This window comes from Pseudoduganella flava (assembly GCF_007830495.1).
Taxonomy (GTDB): Bacteria; Pseudomonadota; Gammaproteobacteria; order Burkholderiales; family Burkholderiaceae_D; genus Rugamonas; species Rugamonas flava.
In genome coordinates, this window is record NZ_VLKW01000003.1 from 474492 (window position 1) to 492107 (window position 17616).

General features: G+C 66.3%; 16 protein-coding genes. 9 read left to right on the plus strand and 7 right to left on the minus strand.

The window, feature by feature from the left end; translation table 11 throughout:
- Positions 1 to 6: 6 nt before the first annotated feature.
- Positions 7 to 1098, minus strand: a complete 1092-nt coding sequence (locus tag IP92_RS10290; RefSeq protein ID WP_145874449.1) for a TRAP transporter substrate-binding protein — start codon at positions 1096 to 1098, stop codon at positions 7 to 9.
- Between the two features lie 86 nt (positions 1099 to 1184).
- The gene (gene pmbA / locus IP92_RS10295) at positions 1185 to 2537 is read right to left on the minus strand and encodes a metalloprotease PmbA (protein ID WP_145874450.1); all 1353 of its coding nucleotides are present in this window, start codon (positions 2535 to 2537) and stop codon (positions 1185 to 1187) included.
- 94 nt (positions 2538 to 2631) lie between these two features.
- Here pmbA and yjgA point away from each other — a divergent pair, with 94 nt between their 5' ends.
- Genes yjgA through IP92_RS10310 form a run of 3 tightly spaced genes read left to right on the plus strand, consistent with a single transcriptional unit; the run spans position 2632 to position 4547 of the window.
- A complete protein-coding gene (gene yjgA / locus IP92_RS10300; protein ID WP_145874451.1) occupies positions 2632 to 3252 on the plus strand; it encodes a ribosome biogenesis factor YjgA in 621 nt (206 codons plus the stop codon).
- The gene (gene mog, locus IP92_RS10305) at positions 3236 to 3868 is read left to right on the plus strand and encodes a molybdopterin adenylyltransferase (protein ID WP_371860916.1); all 633 of its coding nucleotides are present in this window, start codon (positions 3236 to 3238) and stop codon (positions 3866 to 3868) included. Before yjgA ends, mog begins: the two co-directional genes overlap by 17 nt.
- A gap of 10 nt (positions 3869 to 3878) precedes the next feature.
- A complete protein-coding gene (locus tag IP92_RS10310; RefSeq protein ID WP_145874452.1) occupies positions 3879 to 4547 on the plus strand; it encodes an alpha/beta hydrolase in 669 nt (222 codons plus the stop codon).
- Positions 4548 to 4581: 34 nt separating this feature from the next.
- Here the strand turns inward: IP92_RS10310 and IP92_RS10315 are convergent, their stop codons facing one another.
- On the minus strand, positions 4582 to 5136 hold the full coding sequence (locus tag IP92_RS10315) for a carboxymuconolactone decarboxylase family protein (RefSeq protein ID WP_145874453.1): 555 nt from the start codon (positions 5134 to 5136) through the stop codon (positions 4582 to 4584).
- Between the two features lie 94 nt (positions 5137 to 5230).
- On the opposite strand from IP92_RS10315, the gene IP92_RS10320 reads away from it, so the two are divergent.
- Positions 5231 to 6568: an aspartate aminotransferase family protein gene (locus IP92_RS10320; protein WP_145874454.1), complete on the plus strand. Its 1338-nt coding sequence runs from the start codon at positions 5231 to 5233 to the stop codon at positions 6566 to 6568.
- A gap of 133 nt (positions 6569 to 6701) precedes the next feature.
- On the opposite strand, the gene IP92_RS10325 is transcribed toward IP92_RS10320, so the two are convergent.
- Genes IP92_RS10325 through IP92_RS10335 form a run of 3 tightly spaced genes read right to left on the minus strand, consistent with a single transcriptional unit; the run spans position 6702 to position 10289 of the window.
- Entirely contained in the window at positions 6702 to 7547 is an 846-nt protein-coding gene (locus IP92_RS10325; protein ID WP_145874455.1) for a fumarylacetoacetate hydrolase family protein, read from the minus strand.
- A gap of 44 nt (positions 7548 to 7591) precedes the next feature.
- On the minus strand, positions 7592 to 8884 hold the full coding sequence (locus IP92_RS10330) for an MFS transporter (protein ID WP_199271938.1): 1293 nt from the start codon (positions 8882 to 8884) through the stop codon (positions 7592 to 7594).
- Positions 8885 to 8888: 4 nt separating this feature from the next.
- Positions 8889 to 10289: a KamA family radical SAM protein gene (locus IP92_RS10335; protein ID WP_145874456.1), complete on the minus strand. Its 1401-nt coding sequence runs from the start codon at positions 10287 to 10289 to the stop codon at positions 8889 to 8891.
- Between the two features lie 206 nt (positions 10290 to 10495).
- On the opposite strand from IP92_RS10335, the gene IP92_RS10340 reads away from it, so the two are divergent.
- The gene (locus tag IP92_RS10340) at positions 10496 to 10948 is read left to right on the plus strand and encodes a cache domain-containing protein (protein WP_145874457.1); all 453 of its coding nucleotides are present in this window, start codon (positions 10496 to 10498) and stop codon (positions 10946 to 10948) included.
- Positions 10949 to 10978: 30 nt separating this feature from the next.
- A complete protein-coding gene (locus IP92_RS10345; RefSeq protein ID WP_145874458.1) occupies positions 10979 to 12655 on the plus strand; it encodes a methyl-accepting chemotaxis protein in 1677 nt (558 codons plus the stop codon).
- A gap of 9 nt (positions 12656 to 12664) precedes the next feature.
- On the opposite strand, the gene IP92_RS10350 is transcribed toward IP92_RS10345, so the two are convergent.
- The gene (locus tag IP92_RS10350; protein ID WP_145874459.1) at positions 12665 to 13240 is read right to left on the minus strand and encodes a DNA-3-methyladenine glycosylase; all 576 of its coding nucleotides are present in this window, start codon (positions 13238 to 13240) and stop codon (positions 12665 to 12667) included.
- Between the two features lie 206 nt (positions 13241 to 13446).
- On the opposite strand from IP92_RS10350, the gene IP92_RS10355 reads away from it, so the two are divergent.
- From IP92_RS10355 to IP92_RS10365, 3 genes are all read left to right on the plus strand, one after another.
- Positions 13447 to 14307: an HDOD domain-containing protein gene (locus IP92_RS10355; protein WP_145874460.1), complete on the plus strand. Its 861-nt coding sequence runs from the start codon at positions 13447 to 13449 to the stop codon at positions 14305 to 14307.
- A gap of 20 nt (positions 14308 to 14327) precedes the next feature.
- Entirely contained in the window at positions 14328 to 15518 is a 1191-nt protein-coding gene (locus tag IP92_RS10360; protein ID WP_229418714.1) for a DUF2863 family protein, read from the plus strand.
- 70 nt (positions 15519 to 15588) lie between these two features.
- Positions 15589 to 17577 (plus strand): CocE/NonD family hydrolase, encoded by a 1989-nt coding sequence (locus tag IP92_RS10365; protein WP_145874461.1) that lies wholly within the window; start codon positions 15589 to 15591, stop codon positions 17575 to 17577.
- The last annotated feature ends 39 nt before the right edge of the window (positions 17578 to 17616 follow it).

The following is a 17616-nucleotide window of genomic DNA, read 5'->3' on the forward strand; positions in this document are numbered from 1 at the left end:
CTCCAATCACTTCGCGAGCCGCCCCGCGCTGATCAGGTAATTCTGGATCGGCGCCTCGGCCACGGAAGCCCACTGGTTCTGGTCCTGGCGGAACCTCTTCCACGGGTCGTAGATCTTGCGGAACTTGGCGTTCTTCGCGGCCTCTTCCTCCATCACGGCTGTCGAGGTCTTGAAGCACGCGTCCATCACGTCCTTCGGGTAGGAGCGCAGCTTCACGCCGTTCTTCAGGAGGCGCGCCAGCGCGGCCGGGTTCTTCACGTCGTACTCGGCCTGCATGCCCACGTGCGCCTCGTACGTCGCCACTTCGACGGCGGCCTGGTAATCCTTCGGCAGCTTTTCCCATTCCTTGATGTTCACGTAGAACGAGAACGACGCGGACGGCTCCCACCAGCCCGGCGCGTAGTAGAACGGTGCCACCTTGAAGAAGCCCAGCTTCTCGTCGTCGTACGGGCCGACCCATTCGGCCGCGTCGATCGTGCCCTTTTCCAGCGCCGGATAGATGTCGCCGCCGGCCAGCTGCTGCGGCACGACGCCCAGGCGCTCCAGCACCTTGCCGGCGAAACCGGCCACGCGCATCTTGGTGCCCTTCAGGTCCGCCGTCGACTTGATCTCCTTGCGGAACCAGCCGCCCATCTGCGTGCCCGAGTTCCCGCCCAGGAAGTTGATGATGTTGTAGTCCTTGAAGAACGCGCGCATCAGTTCACGGCCACCGCCCTGGTCGTACCAGGCCGTGTGCTGGCGCGACGTGAGGCCGAACGGCACCGCGCAGTCGAACGAGAACGCGGCGTCCTTGCCGAAATAGTAGTACGAGGCGCTGTGGCCGCATTCGACGGTACCGGCCTGCACCGCGTCCAGCACCTGCAGCCCCGGCACGATCTCGCCGGCCGCGAACGAACGGATGTTGAACTTGCCGTTGGTGAGCTGGGAAATGCGCTTGGTGAAGATGTCGGCGGCACCGAAGATGGTGTCCAGCGACTTCGGGAAGCTGGAGGCGAGGCGCCAGTTGATCGTGGGTTGCGATTGCGCCAGGGCGGGGGCGGCGATGATGCCGGCTCCCGCGCCCGCAGCAGCCTTCGCGATGAAGCGACGACGTTCCATACGGTCTCCTGAGGATTTTTATTACGTTACGGAAAACGTTACTGCTCAGGACAGTGTAGGGAAACGCCGTCGGCGTTGCAACAGGTTTAATTGCCCGCGATGACCATCTTCTCGATCAGGATCGAGCCCGTCTGCTTCGTACCACGAATCAGCACGTCGTTGCCGATGCCGACGATCTGGCGGAACATTTCCTTCATGTTGCCGGCGATCGTGATCTCCTCGACGGGGTACTGGATGATGCCGTTCTCGACCCAGAAGCCGGACGCGCCGCGCGAATAATCGCCCGTCACGTAGTTCGTGCCCTGGCCCATCAGTTCGGTGACCAGCAGGCCCGTGCCCAGCTTCTTCAGCATGCCGGCGAAGTCGTCCTCGGGCTTCGTCAACGTCGAGGTCAGCGCCAGGTTGTGCGAGCCGCCCGCGTTGCCGGTCGTCTTCATGCCGAGCTTGCGGGCCGAGTACGTGGACAGGAAATAGCCTTGCAGGATGCCGTCCTTGACGACGTCGCGGTACTGCGTGCGCACGCCTTCCTCGTCGAACGGCGCCGAGCCCACGGCGCCGAGCACGTGCGGGTCTTCGCTGATCTGGATGTGTTCCGGGAACACCTGCTTGCCCAGCGTATCGAGCAGGAACGACGACTTGCGGTACAGCGCGCCGCCGGACGTGGCCTGCACGAACGCGCCCAGCAGGCCCGCGGCCAGCGGCGCTTCGAACAGCACCGGGCAGGTGCGCGTCGTCATCTGGCGCGCGTTCAGGCGGGCCAGCGCGCGCTCCGCCGCGTAACGGCCGATCGCTTCCGGCGTGGCGAGTTTCTTTGGATCGCGCTGCGAGCTGTACCAGTCGTCGCGCTGCATGTTGGCGCCCTTGCCGGCGATCGGCGTGCACGCGATCGTGTGGCGCGAATACGGATAGCCACCCATGAAGCCGCGCGAGTTCGCGGACACGAAGTGCGACTGCTGGATGTGCACGCCGGCGCCTTCACTGTTCGTCACGCGCGGGTCGACCTGGAACGCGGCAGCTTCGGCGCGCTGCGCCAGCACGACGGCTTCCTCGGTGGTGATGGGCCACGGGTAGAACAGCTGCAGGTCGCGCGGTGCGAGCTCGAGCATGTCCTCGTCCGCCAGGCCGGCCGCCTCGTCGTCCGCCGTGAAACGGGCGATGTTGTAGGCTGCCTCGACGGTGGCGCGCAGCGATGCGGCCGAGAAGTCGGACGTCGACGCGTTGCCGCGCTTCTTGCCGACGAAGACGGTGACGCCCAGCCCCTTGTCCTTGTTCTGCTCGATCGTTTCGATCTTGCTCTTGCGAACCGACACCGACAAGCCGCTACCTTCGCTGATCTCGACGGCGGCATCGGTGCCGCCCTTCTCCCGCGCATAGGCCAACACGTCCTGCGCAAGCTGCTTCAACTGGTCCTGGCTGTGGGTGAAATGCGATTCGCTCATAGGGTGTTTTTGGAGGGCTAAGCGTTAAAACAGTTATCATAGCAGCCGTTTACCGTTTTTACAGGCGCGCCTGATTGGCGCGTTTTTCATCATCATGCCAAATGCAAACCGCGGCTCCGTAGGCTTCGACTCCTCCGAGTTCCAGGAAAAATACGAGCGGCCTTCCAAGACCGAAATGAAACGCCAGTCCGATGCGCTGCAGGCGCTGGGCCAAGAACTGGTCGACCAGCCACGCGACCGCGTCAAGCGCGTGCCGATGCCGGAGGACGTGCGGGATGCCATTCTGGAATGCCAGAACATCAAGAACCACGAAGGCCGCCGCCGCCAGCTGCAATTCGTCGGCAAGAAGATGCGCTCGCTGACCGAAGAGGAAGTGGCCATCATCCAGCGCACGATCGAAGGGTGGAAAGGCGCGTCGAAAGCCGATACGGCCGCGCTGCACGCGCTGGAACGCCGCCGCGACAAGCTGCTGACGGACGACCAGGCGCTGACGAACCTGCTGGCCGAGCATCCGGACCTGGACGCCCAGCACCTGCGCACGCTGATCCGCAATGCGCGCAAGGAGCAGGCCGAGAGCAAGCCGCCGAAGGCTTACCGCGAGATCTTCCAGATCCTGAAGGAACTGGATGCGAAGGCGCGCGGCGCGGCGGCACAGGCCAAGGCCGACGACGAGGAGAACGATTCCGATGACGATGGCGATGACGACAACGCCTGAGCCCACTGAGCTGGTGATCGGCCTGGTCTCCGTGTCCGACCGCGCCAGCGGCGGCGTGTACCAGGACCAGGGCATCCCGGCGCTGCAGGATTGGCTGAAGAGCGCGATCACGACGCCGTTTCGCGTCGAGACGCGCCTGATTCCGGACGAGCGCGCGACGATCGAAGCGACGCTCGTCGAACTGGTCGACACCGTCAAGTGCCACCTTGTGCTGACGACCGGCGGCACGGGCCCGGCGCGGCGCGACGTGACGCCGGAAGCGACGCTGGCCATCGGCACGAAGGAGATGCCGGGCTTCGGCGAGCAGATGCGGCAGATCAGCCTGCGCTTCGTGCCGACCGCGATCCTGTCGCGGCAGGTGGCCGTGATCCGCGAAACCTCGGATCACGCCGCGCTGGTGATGAACTTGCCGGGCCAGCCGAAGTCGATCAAGGAAACGCTGGAAGGGTTGAAGGACGATGCGGGCAACCAGGTCGTCGCCGGCATCTTCGCCGCGGTCCCGTACTGCATCGACCTGATCGGCGGGCCGTACATCGAGACGGATGCGGCGGTATGCAAGGCATTCCGGCCGAAGTCAGCCATCAAGAACAAATCGTCCGCGACGCCGCTGCAGTAAGGAGCCCCAGATGATCGACGTGTTACCGAATATCGAAGTCGCCACCAACGACGCGCCGCAGGTGTCCATCATCTGGATGCACGGCCTTGGGGCGGACGGCAACGACTTCGTGCCGTTCGTGAACGAGCTGAACCTGTCCGGCCTGCCGGGCATCCGCTTCATCTTCCCGCACGCGAACACGATGCCCGTGACGATCAACGGCGGCTACGTGATGCGCGCGTGGTACGACATCATCCACACGGACCTGGGCCGCCAGGAAGACGAGAAGGGCCTGCGCGCGTCGCAGGCGCAAGTGGAAGCGCTGATCGCCCGCGAAAAGGCGCGCGGCGTTCCCGCCAACCGCATCATCCTGGGCGGCTTCTCGCAGGGCTGCGCAATGACGTTGCAGGCCGGCCTGCGCCATCCGGAAAAGCTGGCGGGCCTGCTGTGCCTGTCGGGCTACGTGCCGCTGGCGGACAAGGTGGCCGCCGAACGCCACCCGGCCAACCAGGACACGCCGATCTTCCTCGTGCACGGCCGCATGGACCCGGTGATCCCGATCGCCCGCGCCACCGCCTCCCGCGACCTGCTGCAGACGCTGGGCTATAACGTCGAGTGGCACGACTACTACATGCAGCACTCGCTGTGCCAGGAAGAGGTGGACGACATCTCGGCGTGGCTGCACAAGGTCTTGAAGTAAAAATGGTGTCTGACACCATTTTTCGGGAAACGTTTTAGTCCGGCAGCGGCGCCGCCTCCGACGGCGGCACCGCCGACTGGGCCGCATTCATCACCATCGCCAGGAACGTGTAGTAGCCGTTCAGGCCCATCAAATCCACGACCCCTTGTTCGCCGAACAGCGCCAGCGCTGCCGCGTATGTGGCGTCCGTGACACGCTTGTGTTCGTGTAGTTCCTTGCAGAAGTCGTAGACCGCCTGCTCGTCCGGCGCCAGGCCGGGCGGCGCGCGGCGCTGGGCGATCGCGTCGATGACGGCCTGGCCGATGCCCTCCTGCGCGGCGATCGGCGCGTGGATCGCCCATTCCACCTGCTGGTTCCACTGCCGCGCCGTGACGAGGATCGCCAGTTCGGAGAGCCGCGTGCCGAGCGCGCTGCGGTAGCGCAGGTACTCGCCCATCCGCTGGGCGTGCTGCATCAGCTCGGGGCTGCGCAGCAGCGGCACGAACGGGCCGTACAGCGCGCCGCGGGGGCCGTCGATGACCGCTTGCGCGGCAGCCTGTTGCGCCGGCGTCAGTTGCTGCGGCGGCAGTGGGGGGAGGCGATCTGTCATGCTGGAAATATTCGCATACGGCAAGGGAAAAATCAAAACAGTGCGCAATCGCGCGGGCTAACGTCAATGGGTCGATCAACCGAACGAGGACATCATGACCCAGCTGATACACCGGAACCTGCGCCGCACGCCGCCCACCGCCGTCTGCGCATTTGGCATGTACATGCGCGACAAGGACGGCAATACGTATATGGACGCCAGCGGCGGCGCAGCCGTGTCGTCGCTGGGCCACAGCCACCCCGACGTGCTGGCGGCGATGCAGGCGCAATTGAAAACGACAGCCTACGCCCACTCGGGCTTCTTCACGACCGACGTCGCCGAGGAGCTGGCGCACCGGCTGGGCACCGACGCGCCGGGAGACCTGAACAACGTCTACCTCGTGTCGGGCGGGTCCGAGGCGATCGAGGCGGCGATGAAGATGGCGCGCCAGTACTGCGTCGAGAACGGCGAAACGCAGCGGCGCGTGTTCATCGCCCGCAAGCAGAGCTACCACGGCAATACGCTGGGCGCGCTGGCGCTCGGCGGCAACGAGGCGCGCCGCAAGCAGTTCGAGCCGCTGCTGATGACCGTCGCCCGCGTGTCGCCCTGCTACGAATACCGCCACCGCCCGGCGGGCCAGGATCCGGCGGACTACACGGCCGGCCTCTTGGACGAGCTGGAACGCACGATCCTCGATGCCGGCCCGCAGAACGTGATCGGCTTCTGCGCCGAACCCGTCGTCGGCGCCACGCTTGGCGCCGTGCCCGCGACACCGGGCTATTTCAAGGGCGTGCGGGCACTGTGCGACAAGTACGGCATCCTGTTCATCGCCGATGAAGTCATGTGCGGCATGGGCCGCACCGGCACGCTGTACGCGGTGGAGCAGGAAGGGGTGGTGCCGGACATCGTCGCGCTGGGCAAGGGCCTGGCGGCCGGCTACCAGCCGATCGGCGCCGTCGTCGTGCGCGACCACGTCGTCGAGCGATTACGCAACGGCAGCGGCATCTTCCAGCACGGCCACACATACAACGCCCATCCGGTGGCGGCCGCCGCCGCGCTGGCGGTGCAGAAGATCATCAAGCGCGATTGCCTGCTGGGCGCGGCGACGGTACGCGGCACGACGCTGCGCCGCATGCTGCGCGACGCGTTCGGCGCGCACCCGCACGTGGGCGACATCCGCGGCCGCGGGCTGCTGGTGGGGTTGGAACTGGTGCAGGACCGCGACACGAAGCGGCCGTTCGACCCGGACCTGCAGCTGCATGCGGCGGTGAAGGAAAAGGCGCTGGGATGCGGCTTGATGGTGTACCCGATGGGCGGCACGGCGGACGGCAAGCGCGGCGACCACATCCTGCTGGCACCGCCGTTCATCGCCACCGAGGCCGACCTGGCGCAGATCGTGGCGCGGTTGTCCGATGCGTTGACGCGGGCGTTGGCGGCGATTGCTCCGGGTTGAGTTTCTGAGTGTTTGGCGTGCGTGCTGCGGTCCGAGCTTACCCCAACGGCATAAAGCAGGGGTCAGACCCGACGGGTCTGACCCCAGGGTTGCGCCTTGGGTTCTATCCAGGCCGCGGGCGTCTTCATAAAACTCAAAACTCCATAAACCCGATCACATCCTGCTGCTGCTCGCCCAGCCCGGCGATCCCCAGCCGGAGGAAGTCTCCCTTCTTCAGGAACCGCTTGCGCGCCATGCCGACACCCGGCGGCGTGCCGGTGGCGATGATGTCGCCCGGCTCCAAGGTCATGAACTGCGACAGGTACGAGACGATCTGCGGCACCTTGAAGATCATCGTGCTCGTGTTCCCGGTCTGCATGCGCTTGCCGTTCAGTTCCAGGTACAGGTCCAGGTTGTTCACGTCCCACACTTCGTCGCGCGTGACGAGCCACGGGCCGACGGGGCCGAACGTGTCGCAGCCCTTGCCCTTGTCCCACTGGCCGCCCCGCTCCAGCTGGTACTCGCGCTCGGAGACGTCGTTGACGACGCAATAGCCGGCGACGTACTTCTCCGCGTCGGCTTCGCTGACGTAGCGGGCGCGCGTGCCGATGACGACGCCCAGCTCCACTTCCCAATCCGTCTTCTTCGAGCCTTTCGGCAGCATCACCGGATCGTCCGGGCCGGACAGGCTCGTGACGGCCTTCATGAACACGATCGGTTCTTTTGGAATCGGCATGTTCGATTCCGCCGCATGGTCCGCGTAATTGAGGCCGATGCCGATGAACTTGCCCACCTTCGCGACAGGCACGCCGATCCGCGGGTTGCCGCGTACCAGCGGCAGCGTGTCGTGCGGGATCTTCGCGAGCTTCTTCAACGCCTTGTCGGACAGGTTGGCGCCGGCGAAATCGCCCGTCACGCCGGACAGGTCGCGCAGCTTGCCTTCCTCATCGATCAGGCCGGGCTTTTCCTTGCCGGGACGGCCGTAACGAACCAGTTTCATCTTCTCTCCCACTTGTCATACGCGCGCCAGGCTGCTGCCCGGCGCTAAAGGAGAGATTCTACAGGCTTCCGGGCAGGCGACCTGCGCCGCCAGACGAACCACGCGATGCCGGGCAGCTGCACCAGCACCAGCACGAGGAACGCGGCTTGGTACGCCGCGGCCGGATAGTGCTGCGCGGCGTCAGGCGTCCACAGGCCGACGATCTGGCCGAAGCCCGCCTGCACGATGAACGCGCCCGTGAAGATCAACAGGTTCAGGCACGTCGACGCGCGCCCCGTCAGCGCGGGCGGCATCGCTTGCGCGACGATCGTGTACTCGATGCCGGTGATCGTGCCCACCAGCGTGAACAGCACGGCCAGCAGCGCGAAGCTGGGCCGGTAGCTCATCACGAAACCGCACTGCACGACGACGAACAACGCCACGCCGACGCCGGCCACCGTGATCGCATCGGCGCCCCGCTTCGCCGCCCATTCCGTCACCATGCCGACGGCGATCGCACCGAAGATCACGGCCGCCATGCCGAGGTACAGCAGCCAGGCGACGCTGTGTTCCGGCAGCCGTCCCACGTCCGTCAGCCAGCGCCCGATCCACAGGCCCTGGATGCCGAAGAACACGGTGTGCGGCACCAGCACCAGCGCGGCCGTCTCGCGGAACGCGGGGTGGCGATACACCTCCGCCAGCACGCCGAGGTTGAACGGCTTGCGCGGCGTAGCCGGCGGCGTCGGCGCCAGCAGCAGGATCAGGAAGCCGACGATCACGCAGGCAGCGGCCAGCAGGATGAACAGCCAGCGCCAGTCGGCGTGCTGCAGGAACAGCCGCACCGGTAAGGTCGACGACGCGGCGCCCAGCCCGCCGGCGGCGATCAGGTAGCCCTGCACCGACGGCAGCCTGGCCGGCGAGATCCACGTGGAGATCGCCTTCACGGCGGCCATGAAGCAGCCGGCCAGGCCCAGCCCCATCAACGTGCGGGCGCACAGCATCTGCACGAAGTCGCCGCTGCCGGCAAATGCGAGCGTGCCCAGTGCTGCCAGCAACAGCATCAGGAACTGCACCAGCCGCGGGCCGTAGCGGTCCAGCGCGATGCCGACCGGCAGCTGGGCCAGCGCGAACGCGAAGAAGTAGGCACTCGTCAACAGTCCCAGGTCGCCCGGTGTCAGCCCCGCGGCGGACACCAGCTGCGGCGCCAGCACCGCGTTCACGGTACGCAGCAGGCAGGACAGATAGTGCCCCAGCGCGTACGGCAGGAACACGAGACACAGCACGGCAAGGCCGGACAGCTGGCCCGGCACGTGCTGGCGCCCGCTCCAGGCTGCGTGTGCACGCGGCAGGGACTTCATCGCATCACGCCGCGTTGCTGTGGTTGGCGCAGTCGCGCGCCGAGGCGATCGGGATCACCTTGCGCTCTTGCGTCGCATGCGCGCTCGTCTCCGTTTCGCTCGTCTCAGTCTCAAAAAAGAATTTGTCCTTGCCGAACGCGGGCTTCAGGTGGTCGAGCCAGGTGGCCTGCGGATCGTATTTCGCGAAGAATGGCTTCCTCACCCAGTCGGGGTTGCGGGCTTGCAGGAACTGCAGCGCGAACAGCTTCTCGCCATTGATCGTGACGACGCCGTCGATCGCGACCTTGCCGGGGAACGCGCTCATCGACGGGCCGCGCACCGTGCGGGCCAGGCCGGACACCATCTGGTAGGCCTGCTGGAAGATCTCATGCGCACGCGCCAGCGGCAGCTGGAAGTACTCGCGCGGCCCCGTGTCCCGTTCGACGAACATGTAGTACGGGATCGCGCCGAGGCGCACGCCGGTGCGCCACAATTCGGCCCAGCTGTGCGGGTCTTCGTTGATGTGGCGGATCAGGGGGCCCTGCATGCGCAGCGTGGCGCCGGTGCCGACGATGCGCTTGACGGCTTGCTGGGCGATGTCCTGGCGCAGTTCCACGGCATGGTTGTAGTGCCCCATGATCGCCATGTTCTTGCCGCTGGCGACCACCTTCTCGAACAGGCGCAGCAGGTCGTCCGAGTCGCGGTCCGTGACGAAGCGTTGCGGCCAGTACGCGACGGACTTGGTGCCGATGCGGATGTTCTGGATGTGCGCCAGCTCGGGCGCCAGCAGCGGTTCGATGAAGTCCGCGAGCGAGCGGGTGTTCATGATCATCGGATCGCCGCCGGTGATCAGGACGTCCGTCACCTCCTGGTGCGACTTCAGGTACGACACCAGTTCGTCCGTTTCCTTCGCATCGAACTTCATGTCTTCCATGCCGACGAATTGGGGCCAGCGGAAGCAGAACGTGCAGTACGCGTGGCACGTCTGGCCCGAGCTGGGGAAGAACAGCACGGTTTCCTTGTACTTGTGCTGCAGGCCTTTCAGCACATGGTCGTTCACGCGCGGCACGTTGTGGGTCATCTGCCCGGCCGGGTGGGGATTCATGCGCATGCGGATCTTGTGCACCAGCGCGGCGATCGCGGCATCGTCCTGCTTGACCATCACGAGGTCGCGCAGCTGGCGGTACTCGTCGATCGGCAGCATGTCGCGGTGCGGGAACACGAGGCGATAGATCGGATCGTCCGGCACGTTGCTCCAGTCGATCAGGTGTTCGAGCACGTATTCGTTGGTGCGGAATGGCATCACGTGCGACACGACCTGCACGGCTTCCTGCTGGTCCGGCGGCAGCCATTGCCACTGGCGGGCCTGGCGGATGCTTTGTCGCGTGTAGGGCTTGAATTTCTGCGGTACGTTGGCGGCGTTCATGTGAGTCTCCGAGGGAAGGAAGGCCCATGCTAGTGATCCGGGCGAAACCTGCGTTGCCAATAATCAATATCCATGCGGAAAGATATTGAGAGGTTCGTGTTGTCCAGAGTAGTCGCTTCCTTTTACACCTTGCGCTAGCGCAATTTCCCGAATGCAGCAGCGGCGCAGAATGGCTTCCGGTATTTGACCAACCACAGGAGCACACCATGAAACAACTGTTGATCGGCAGCCTGGCCTGCCTGGCAATGGCGAGCGCGTTCGCCGTCACGGAACCGACCGAGAAGGACGCCATCGCGATGGCCGAGAAGGGCGCCGCGTTCATGAAGGCGCACGGCAAGGAAGCGATGATGAAGAAGCTGGCCGAGAAGGACCCCGAGTTCGTGCAGGGCGAGCTGTACGTGGACATGCGCGACATCAATACGGGCATCGTGCTGGCGCACCCGATCAATCCTTCGATCGTCGGCAAGAACCTGACGGACGTGCCGGATGCCAGCGGCAAGGTGTACCGCCGCGAGATCATCCAGCTGGCCGCCAGCAAGGGCAAGGGCTGGGTCGACTACATGTACAAGAACCCCGTCAGCGGCAAGATCGAGCCGAAGACGACGTACATCCTGCGCGTCGGCGACGTCGTGCTCGAAGCCGGCATCTACAAGAACTAATCACTCATCAACGCCCTGGCGGGAGTCGTCATGCTGAACAAACTACGTATCGGTCCCAAACTGCTGCTGGCGCCAGGCGTCGTGCTGATTCTGCTGGTCGCGATCACGGCCTGCGCCTGGTTCGGCATGGTGCGCCAGAACGCGTCGATGGAGAACCTCGTGCAGGTGCGGGCGGCGCGGCTGAAGGCCGCCGCCGACATCGCCGGCGAGGCCAAGTATGCCCACGCCAACACCTACCAGCTGCTGGCCTGGGTCAACGGCAGCTTCGCCGCCAACCGGCTCGCCGAGCTGACCGGGCGGATCCACGCCCGCCATCGCGCCGTCGAAGAACAGCTCAAGGCGTTGGCGCGCGTGTCCGATGCCGGCGAACGCAAGCTCGTCGACGCGTCCGCCGCCGCGCTGGTCTCGTACCGCAAGGCCGTGCTGGAAACGATCGAGATGGCGCAGATGGACCAGTCGATCGCCACCAACTCGATGCAGAAGGCGGAGCGGCAGTTCGTGCAGCTCGAGGAAGACCTGGCGCGCCTGTCCGCGCTGGAGAAATCGCTGTCGGCCGCGGCGTACGACGAAGCGAAGGCGGAGTTCCGCCAGCTCGGCATCACGATGGCGGGGCTGTGCGTGCTGTCGGTCGCGCTATCGCTGCTCGTGACGATGCTGGTGCGCGCGGCGCTGCTGCGCGACATCCGTTCGATCGCCGACGTGGTGCGCAGCCTCGCCGCGGGGCGGCTGACGTCCGGCGCGCCGAACCAGGGCCGCGACGAGATCGCCGAAACGGCGCGCGTGCTGGACCAGAGCATCGCGAACCTGAACCACACGCTGCGCACGATCCGCGGCGCGGTGCAGTCGATCGATACGGCGTCGCACGAGATCGCCGTGGGCAACCTGGACCTGTCCACACGCACGGAACGCCAGGCCGGCTCGCTGGAGGAAACGGCGAGCGCGATGGCGACCCTGACGACGGCGGTGCGGCAGAACGCCGACAACGCGCGCGAAGCGTGCCGCCTGGCCGCCACCGCGACGACGATGGCCGAAAAAGGCGGCACGGCGGTGGCGCAAGCCGTCACGACGATGGAATCGATCCGCGGCAGTTCGCGCAAGATCGTCGAGATCATCGGCGTCATCGACAGCATCTCGTTCCAGACCAATATCCTGGCGCTGAACGCGGCCGTCGAGGCGGCGCGTGCGGGCGAACAGGGGCGCGGCTTCGCCGTCGTCGCCAGCGAGGTGCGCACCCTGGCGCAGCGCTCGGCGGCCGCCGCGAAGGAGATCAAGGAGCTGATCGCCGCCTCGGTGGCGACGATCGACGACGGTGCCGCCTCGGTGAGCCTGGCCGGCAGCAGCATGGGCGACATCGTCTCGTCGGTGCAGCAGGTGAACCACATCATCGACCGCATCAGCGCAGCGAGCGCCGAGCAGGCGCAGGGCATCTCTGAAGTGAACCACGCGGTGGGCCAGATCGACGACGTGACGCAGCAGAACGCGGCGCTCGTCGAACAGGCCGCGGCGGCGGCGGAAAGCCTGCAGGAGCAGGCCGTCAACCTGTCGCGCGCGGTGGCCGTGTTCGAGCTCGACGAGGCCGGGGAGGCACCGGCACGCCCGCAGCGCGACGGCACCGCGCCCGGCGAACGGCGCGCGCCGGACAGCCCGATGCGCGGCCTGCCGCTGCGCCAGCCGGAGCGGGAAGCGGCGGGACGGCAGCGGGCGTGATGACGGAAGCTAGGCGCGGAAAGGCTTGCTCAGAAACGGCGAGCGCGCCACGCCGAAGCGCCACGGCGTCTCCATCGCCTTCGAGATGCCGATGCGGGGACCGGACACGATCGCCACGTCCGGCGCGGCCGCGCGCGGCAGCAGGTCGAACGGCGGCAGCCACAGCGCTTCGCCGTTGTGCTCGCGCGTGATGCCCAGCGCCTGGCAGACGCGGCCCGGGCCGGAGCACAGCAGGCGCGGATCGTCGAGGCCGCGGCGCTCCCGCATGACGTCGATACCGTGGGTCGGCTCGATCGCGCGGATCAGCACGCCGGCGCCATGGCCCTCCTCGCGGCACACGAAGTTCAAGCACCAATGGATGCCGTACGAGCGGTACACATAGGCATGGGCAGGCGGGCCGAACATCGACGCGTTGCGGGCGGTCGGACCGTTGTAGGTGTGCGAGGCGGGGTCTTCTCGGTCGTAGGCTTCCGTTTCGACGATGCGGCCGCCGACGCCGTCGACCAGCACCGTCACGCCGATCAGCAGGCGTGCCACCTCATGCGACGGTGCATTGAAATCGATTCCAGCGAGAAAAGTCGTCATCGGCGCATTGTAGCGCCGCCCCGCCGCGGGCCGGCGCCGGCCTGGGCAGAGTTTCACATCTGACAATATTTTCCTGTCATTTCAACATCGATTCGGCGTGGATCGGCAACATTGGGCACCAAAAAGGCAGATTTTGCCGTCGCATCCTGATCTTGCCGCAACGAAACAGGCGATAATGACGCTTCTGCAGTCCCACGCACACGATCATGATCAGAGCCGCCACTCCCGCCGAGGAATCCACCGTAGAAGACGCCTTGCTGCGTTCGATCCGCATTCCGCCGCGGCCCAGCCTGCTGGTGGACCTGCAGCGCGAGCTGGCCGAGGAAGATCCGTCGCCGCGCCGCATCGCCCGCCTCATCGGCAATGACGTCGGCATGTCGGGCGCGCTGCTCAAGCTGGCCAATTCGCCGTTCTTCGGCGCGACCCGCAAAGCGAAGTCCGTCGAACAGGCGATCAACTTCCTGGGCATCAACCAGTGTGCGGCACTGCTGACGGGGCTGCTGGCGCGCCAGGCGGTCGACGGCAACAGCGGTGCGCTGAACCAGTTCTGGGACACGAGCGCGCGCCGCGCCCAGGCGCTCGTGTTGACGGCGCGCCGGCTGCGCATCGCCCCACCGGACATCGCCCACACGTTCGGCCTGTTCTGCGACATCGGCATCCCGCTGCTGATGGACCGTTTCTCCGACTATGACGACACGCTGGCGATCGCCGCCCGCGACGCACAGCGCGGCTTTACCGAGATCGAGGATGCCCGCCACAGCACAAACCACGCGGCCATCGGCTGCCTGCTGGCGCGCAACTGGGGCCTGTCGCCGGACGTCTCGTGGGCGATCCTGCACCACCACGACTACGCCGTGCTGGACGACGAGGCCACCGACGATGCGATCCGCTCGCTCGTCGCCGCATCGGTGCTGGCCGAACGGGGCATTGCGCGCTACCATGGCAACCGCAATTCCCTCGAATGGGAAAAAGGCGGCGAACCCGCCTGCCGCCACCTGGGCCTGGATGACGGCGAGGTGGAAGACCTGCTCGAGGAATTGCACGAGACTTTCCACATCGAACACTGATGCCCGGCACGGGCATCGACATGCCTATGCCCCCGAAGCCGAAGAACAAGAAACCCGCTCCCCGCAAGACCAGCGCTGTCCCCGAAGACAAGGACGACGCGCAAGCCGCCGCATTGTCCGCGCTGGCGCTCGAACTGGCCGAACAGGAAGACAACGACACCCTCGGCAGCGAGCTGCGCGACAAGGAACGCGATTTCCAGCGCGCGCTGCGCCGTTACCTCACCCAGGACAAGGACGCCGTGCTGTACGGCGCGCTGGACCTGGCCAGCCACGAGGACACCGGCGCCTGGCAGCTGCTGCGCGCGGCGATCGAGGAAGCCGCCGCCAGCGTGCAGCTGCGCCGCGATAACGCGCCCGCGCTGGACATCGATGCGTTCGCGATTCCCGTCTTCGTGCACAGCACGGGCGGCCTCGTCGAAGCGGAAGGCTTCCAGGACGACGACGCCTACGATGCCTTGCTCGAATCGATGAAGAGCGCCGGCCTGGAAAGCCCGAAAGCGAAACTGGCGCTGGTGCGCCATGCCTACGACGCGGCCGAAGCGAGCCGCATCACGTATAGCCAGCTGCACGCGATGGCGCGCGAAGCGGCCGCCGCGCTGGTGGACAAGAAGGTGGCCGACGCCCCCGCGATGCTGCGCAGTATCGCCGGCTGGACCGGCCCCGCGTTCGGTCCGGACGACGAGGCCGTGGAGCTGCGCTTCCTCGTCGGCTTCTCCGTCAAGCGCGCCGACGATCCGTTCTATGCGGTGCCGGACGATGAAGCGGCCGCCGATGCGTGGTTCGCCGAGCGCATGGAACGCTATCGCCAGTGGACCGAACAGGCCGCGCCGCTGGTGGCGCGCTGCCTGGCGCCGGCCGGCCGCGACATCACCCTGAACTTCCTGTACCAGGACCTGTTCTTCGGCGCCCGTGCCGCCGGCCTGGCCGAACAGGCGATGCTTGCGCTGATGACGACGCTGGGCGCCGCGCTGGCGGCACACGGCGGCCCGGTCCGCGCCGTGATCGCGCCCGCTTACGGAGGCGGCGAGATGGTCCTGCGCGTGCAATTGTATGCGGACGACGCATTGCTGGCCGATGCCGAGCGCGCGCTCGATCCGGCGGCAGACGTCGAACAGGAAGTGGACGACATGCGCGATGCGCTGGCCACGCTGGGCGTCACCGACGTGGCGGTGGAAGAGCAGCCGGAGCGCGACACACGTCGCCTGCATTGACGATCGGGCAAATCGGGGCGGCAATTCGGCTACACTTGCGTGCTCAAGTGACAACCGGATGAAGGACACCATGCACCGACGACTTTCCGCCCTCGCCCCCGCCGCCCTGGCTCCGCTGCTGGCCATCCTGCTGGCCCTCCCCGCCGCGCAGGCCGCCCACGCAGCGGCGTTCGACGACGACGACGCCCCCGCCAAGAAGGCACCCGACACGCTGCGCGAGCGCTATACCAAGTACGAGTTCCGCATCCCGATGCGCGATGGCGTGCGGCTGTTTACGACCGTCTACGTGCCGAAGGACACCAGCCGCAGCTACCCGTTCCTGATGCAGCGCACGCCGTACAGCGCGGGCGTCAACGCGGATGGCGAGCTGCATTACGGCGTGGACTTCATGCCGAAGCAGATCGGCCCGTCGAAGGAGTTCGAGGATGCCGGCTACATCTTCGTCAAGCAGGACGTGCGGGGCCGCTTCATGTCCGAAGGGAAGTGGCAGGAGATGACGCCGCACGTGAAGCCGCAGCGCGCGGCCGGCGAAGGCAACGAGAGTGCGGACATGCACGACACCGTCGAATGGCTGCTGAAGAACGTGCCGAACAATAACGGCAAGGTCGGCATCTACGGCATCAGCTACCCGGGCTTCTACACGTCGGCCAGCATCATCGATTCGCACCCGGCCATCAAGGCCGCATCGCCGCAGGCGCCGGTGACGGACCTGTACATGGGCGACGACGCCTACCACGGCGGCGCCTTCATGCTGGCGGCGAACTTCGACTTCTACGCCGCGTTCACCGAGGAGCCGAACCCGACGCCGCTGCCGAAGACGTGGGGCGACTTCGACTACGGCGTGGCGGACGGCTACGATTACTTCCTGCAGCGGCTGACGTTGGCGAACATCGCGTCGAGCCTGACGGACAAGCAGCGCGTGCTGTTCCAGCCGATGATCGAGCACACCAGCTACGATGAGTTCTGGAAGAGTCGGAACATCGCGCAGCACCTGAAGAACGTGAAGGCGGCCGTGCTGACGGTGGGCGGCTGGTACGACGCGGAAGATGCGCAGGGCCCGTTCACCACGTATCACGCGATCAAGCGCAACAACCCGCGCACGTTCAGCGGCCTCGTCGTGGGCCCATGGGTGCATGGCGGCTGGGCCGGCGGCGAAGGCAAGAGCCTGAGCCGGGTGCAGTTCGACGCGAAGACGAGCGAGTACTTCCGCAAGGAGATCCAGTTCCCCTTCTTCGAACAGCACCTGAAAGGCACCAAGCCTGCCAAGCCGATCGCCGAGGTGACGGCATTCGAGACGGGCACGAACGTGTGGCGCCAGTACACGGCATGGCCGCCGCAGCAGGCCAAGCCGCGCGTGCTGTACTTCGGCGCCAACGGCGGCCTGGGCTGGCAAAAGCCCGGCACGCAGCCGGCGCTGGACACGGGCTACGACGAATACGTCAGCGATCCGAAGAAGCCGGTGCCGTACATCGGCTACCCCGCGACCGGCGTGCCGAAGGAATACATGGTGTCGGACCAGCGCTTCGCCGCGACCCGGCCGGACGTGCTCGTCTACCAGACGGAACCACTGGAAGAGGACGTGACGATCGCCGGCCCCGTGACGCCGAAGCTGTTCGTGTCGACGACCGGCACGGATGCGGACTGGATCGTGAAGTTGATCGACGTGTACCCGAACGAGTACCCGGCCGCCGGCCAGCACGAACGGGGCAAGGACGTGCCGCCGCCGCAGGCGACGCTCGCCGGCTACCAGCAACTGGTGCGCGGCAACCCGCTGCGCGGCAAGTTCCGCAACGGCTTCGAGCGGCCTGAAGCGTTCGTGCCGGGCAAGATCGAATCCGTCAGCTACCACCTGGGCGACGTGCTGCATACGTTCCGCCGCGGCCACCGCATCATGGTGCAGGTGCAGAGCTCGTGGTTCCCGCTGATCGACCTGAACCCGCAGACGTTCGTCGACATTCCCAAGGCCAAGCCGGAGGATTTCAGGAAGGCGACGCAGCGCGTCTACCACGCGCCAGACACCCCGTCCGGCCTGCAATTGATGGTGTTGCCGGCGCGCTGAATCAGGCTGCGTCCGGCTGCAAATCGGCTTTGACAACGG

Excerpts from the sequence above, each read along its gene's own strand:
- IP92_RS10290 (WP_145874449.1), bottom strand. The coding sequence starts at position 1,098 with ATGGAACGTCGTCGCTTCATCGCGAAGGCTGCTGCGGGCGCGGGAGCC.
- pmbA (WP_145874450.1), bottom strand. The coding sequence starts at position 2,537 with ATGAGCGAATCGCATTTCACCCACAGCCAGGACCAGTTGAAGCAGCTT.
- yjgA (WP_145874451.1), top strand. The coding sequence starts at position 2,632 with ATGCCAAATGCAAACCGCGGCTCCGTAGGCTTCGACTCCTCCGAGTTC.
- mog (WP_371860916.1), top strand. The coding sequence starts at position 3,236 with ATGACGACAACGCCTGAGCCCACTGAGCTGGTGATCGGCCTGGTCTCC.
- IP92_RS10310 (WP_145874452.1), top strand. The coding sequence starts at position 3,879 with ATGATCGACGTGTTACCGAATATCGAAGTCGCCACCAACGACGCGCCG.
- IP92_RS10315 (WP_145874453.1), bottom strand. The coding sequence starts at position 5,136 with ATGACAGATCGCCTCCCCCCACTGCCGCCGCAGCAACTGACGCCGGCG.
- IP92_RS10320 (WP_145874454.1), top strand. The coding sequence starts at position 5,231 with ATGACCCAGCTGATACACCGGAACCTGCGCCGCACGCCGCCCACCGCC.
- IP92_RS10325 (WP_145874455.1), bottom strand. The coding sequence starts at position 7,547 with ATGAAACTGGTTCGTTACGGCCGTCCCGGCAAGGAAAAGCCCGGCCTG.
- IP92_RS10330 (WP_199271938.1), bottom strand. The coding sequence starts at position 8,884 with ATGAAGTCCCTGCCGCGTGCACACGCAGCCTGGAGCGGGCGCCAGCAC.
- IP92_RS10335 (WP_145874456.1), bottom strand. The coding sequence starts at position 10,289 with ATGAACGCCGCCAACGTACCGCAGAAATTCAAGCCCTACACGCGACAA.
- IP92_RS10340 (WP_145874457.1), top strand. The coding sequence starts at position 10,496 with ATGAAACAACTGTTGATCGGCAGCCTGGCCTGCCTGGCAATGGCGAGC.
- IP92_RS10345 (WP_145874458.1), top strand. The coding sequence starts at position 10,979 with ATGCTGAACAAACTACGTATCGGTCCCAAACTGCTGCTGGCGCCAGGC.
- IP92_RS10350 (WP_145874459.1), bottom strand. The coding sequence starts at position 13,240 with ATGACGACTTTTCTCGCTGGAATCGATTTCAATGCACCGTCGCATGAG.
- IP92_RS10355 (WP_145874460.1), top strand. The coding sequence starts at position 13,447 with ATGATCAGAGCCGCCACTCCCGCCGAGGAATCCACCGTAGAAGACGCC.
- IP92_RS10360 (WP_229418714.1), top strand. The coding sequence starts at position 14,328 with ATGCCTATGCCCCCGAAGCCGAAGAACAAGAAACCCGCTCCCCGCAAG.
- IP92_RS10365 (WP_145874461.1), top strand. The coding sequence starts at position 15,589 with ATGCACCGACGACTTTCCGCCCTCGCCCCCGCCGCCCTGGCTCCGCTG.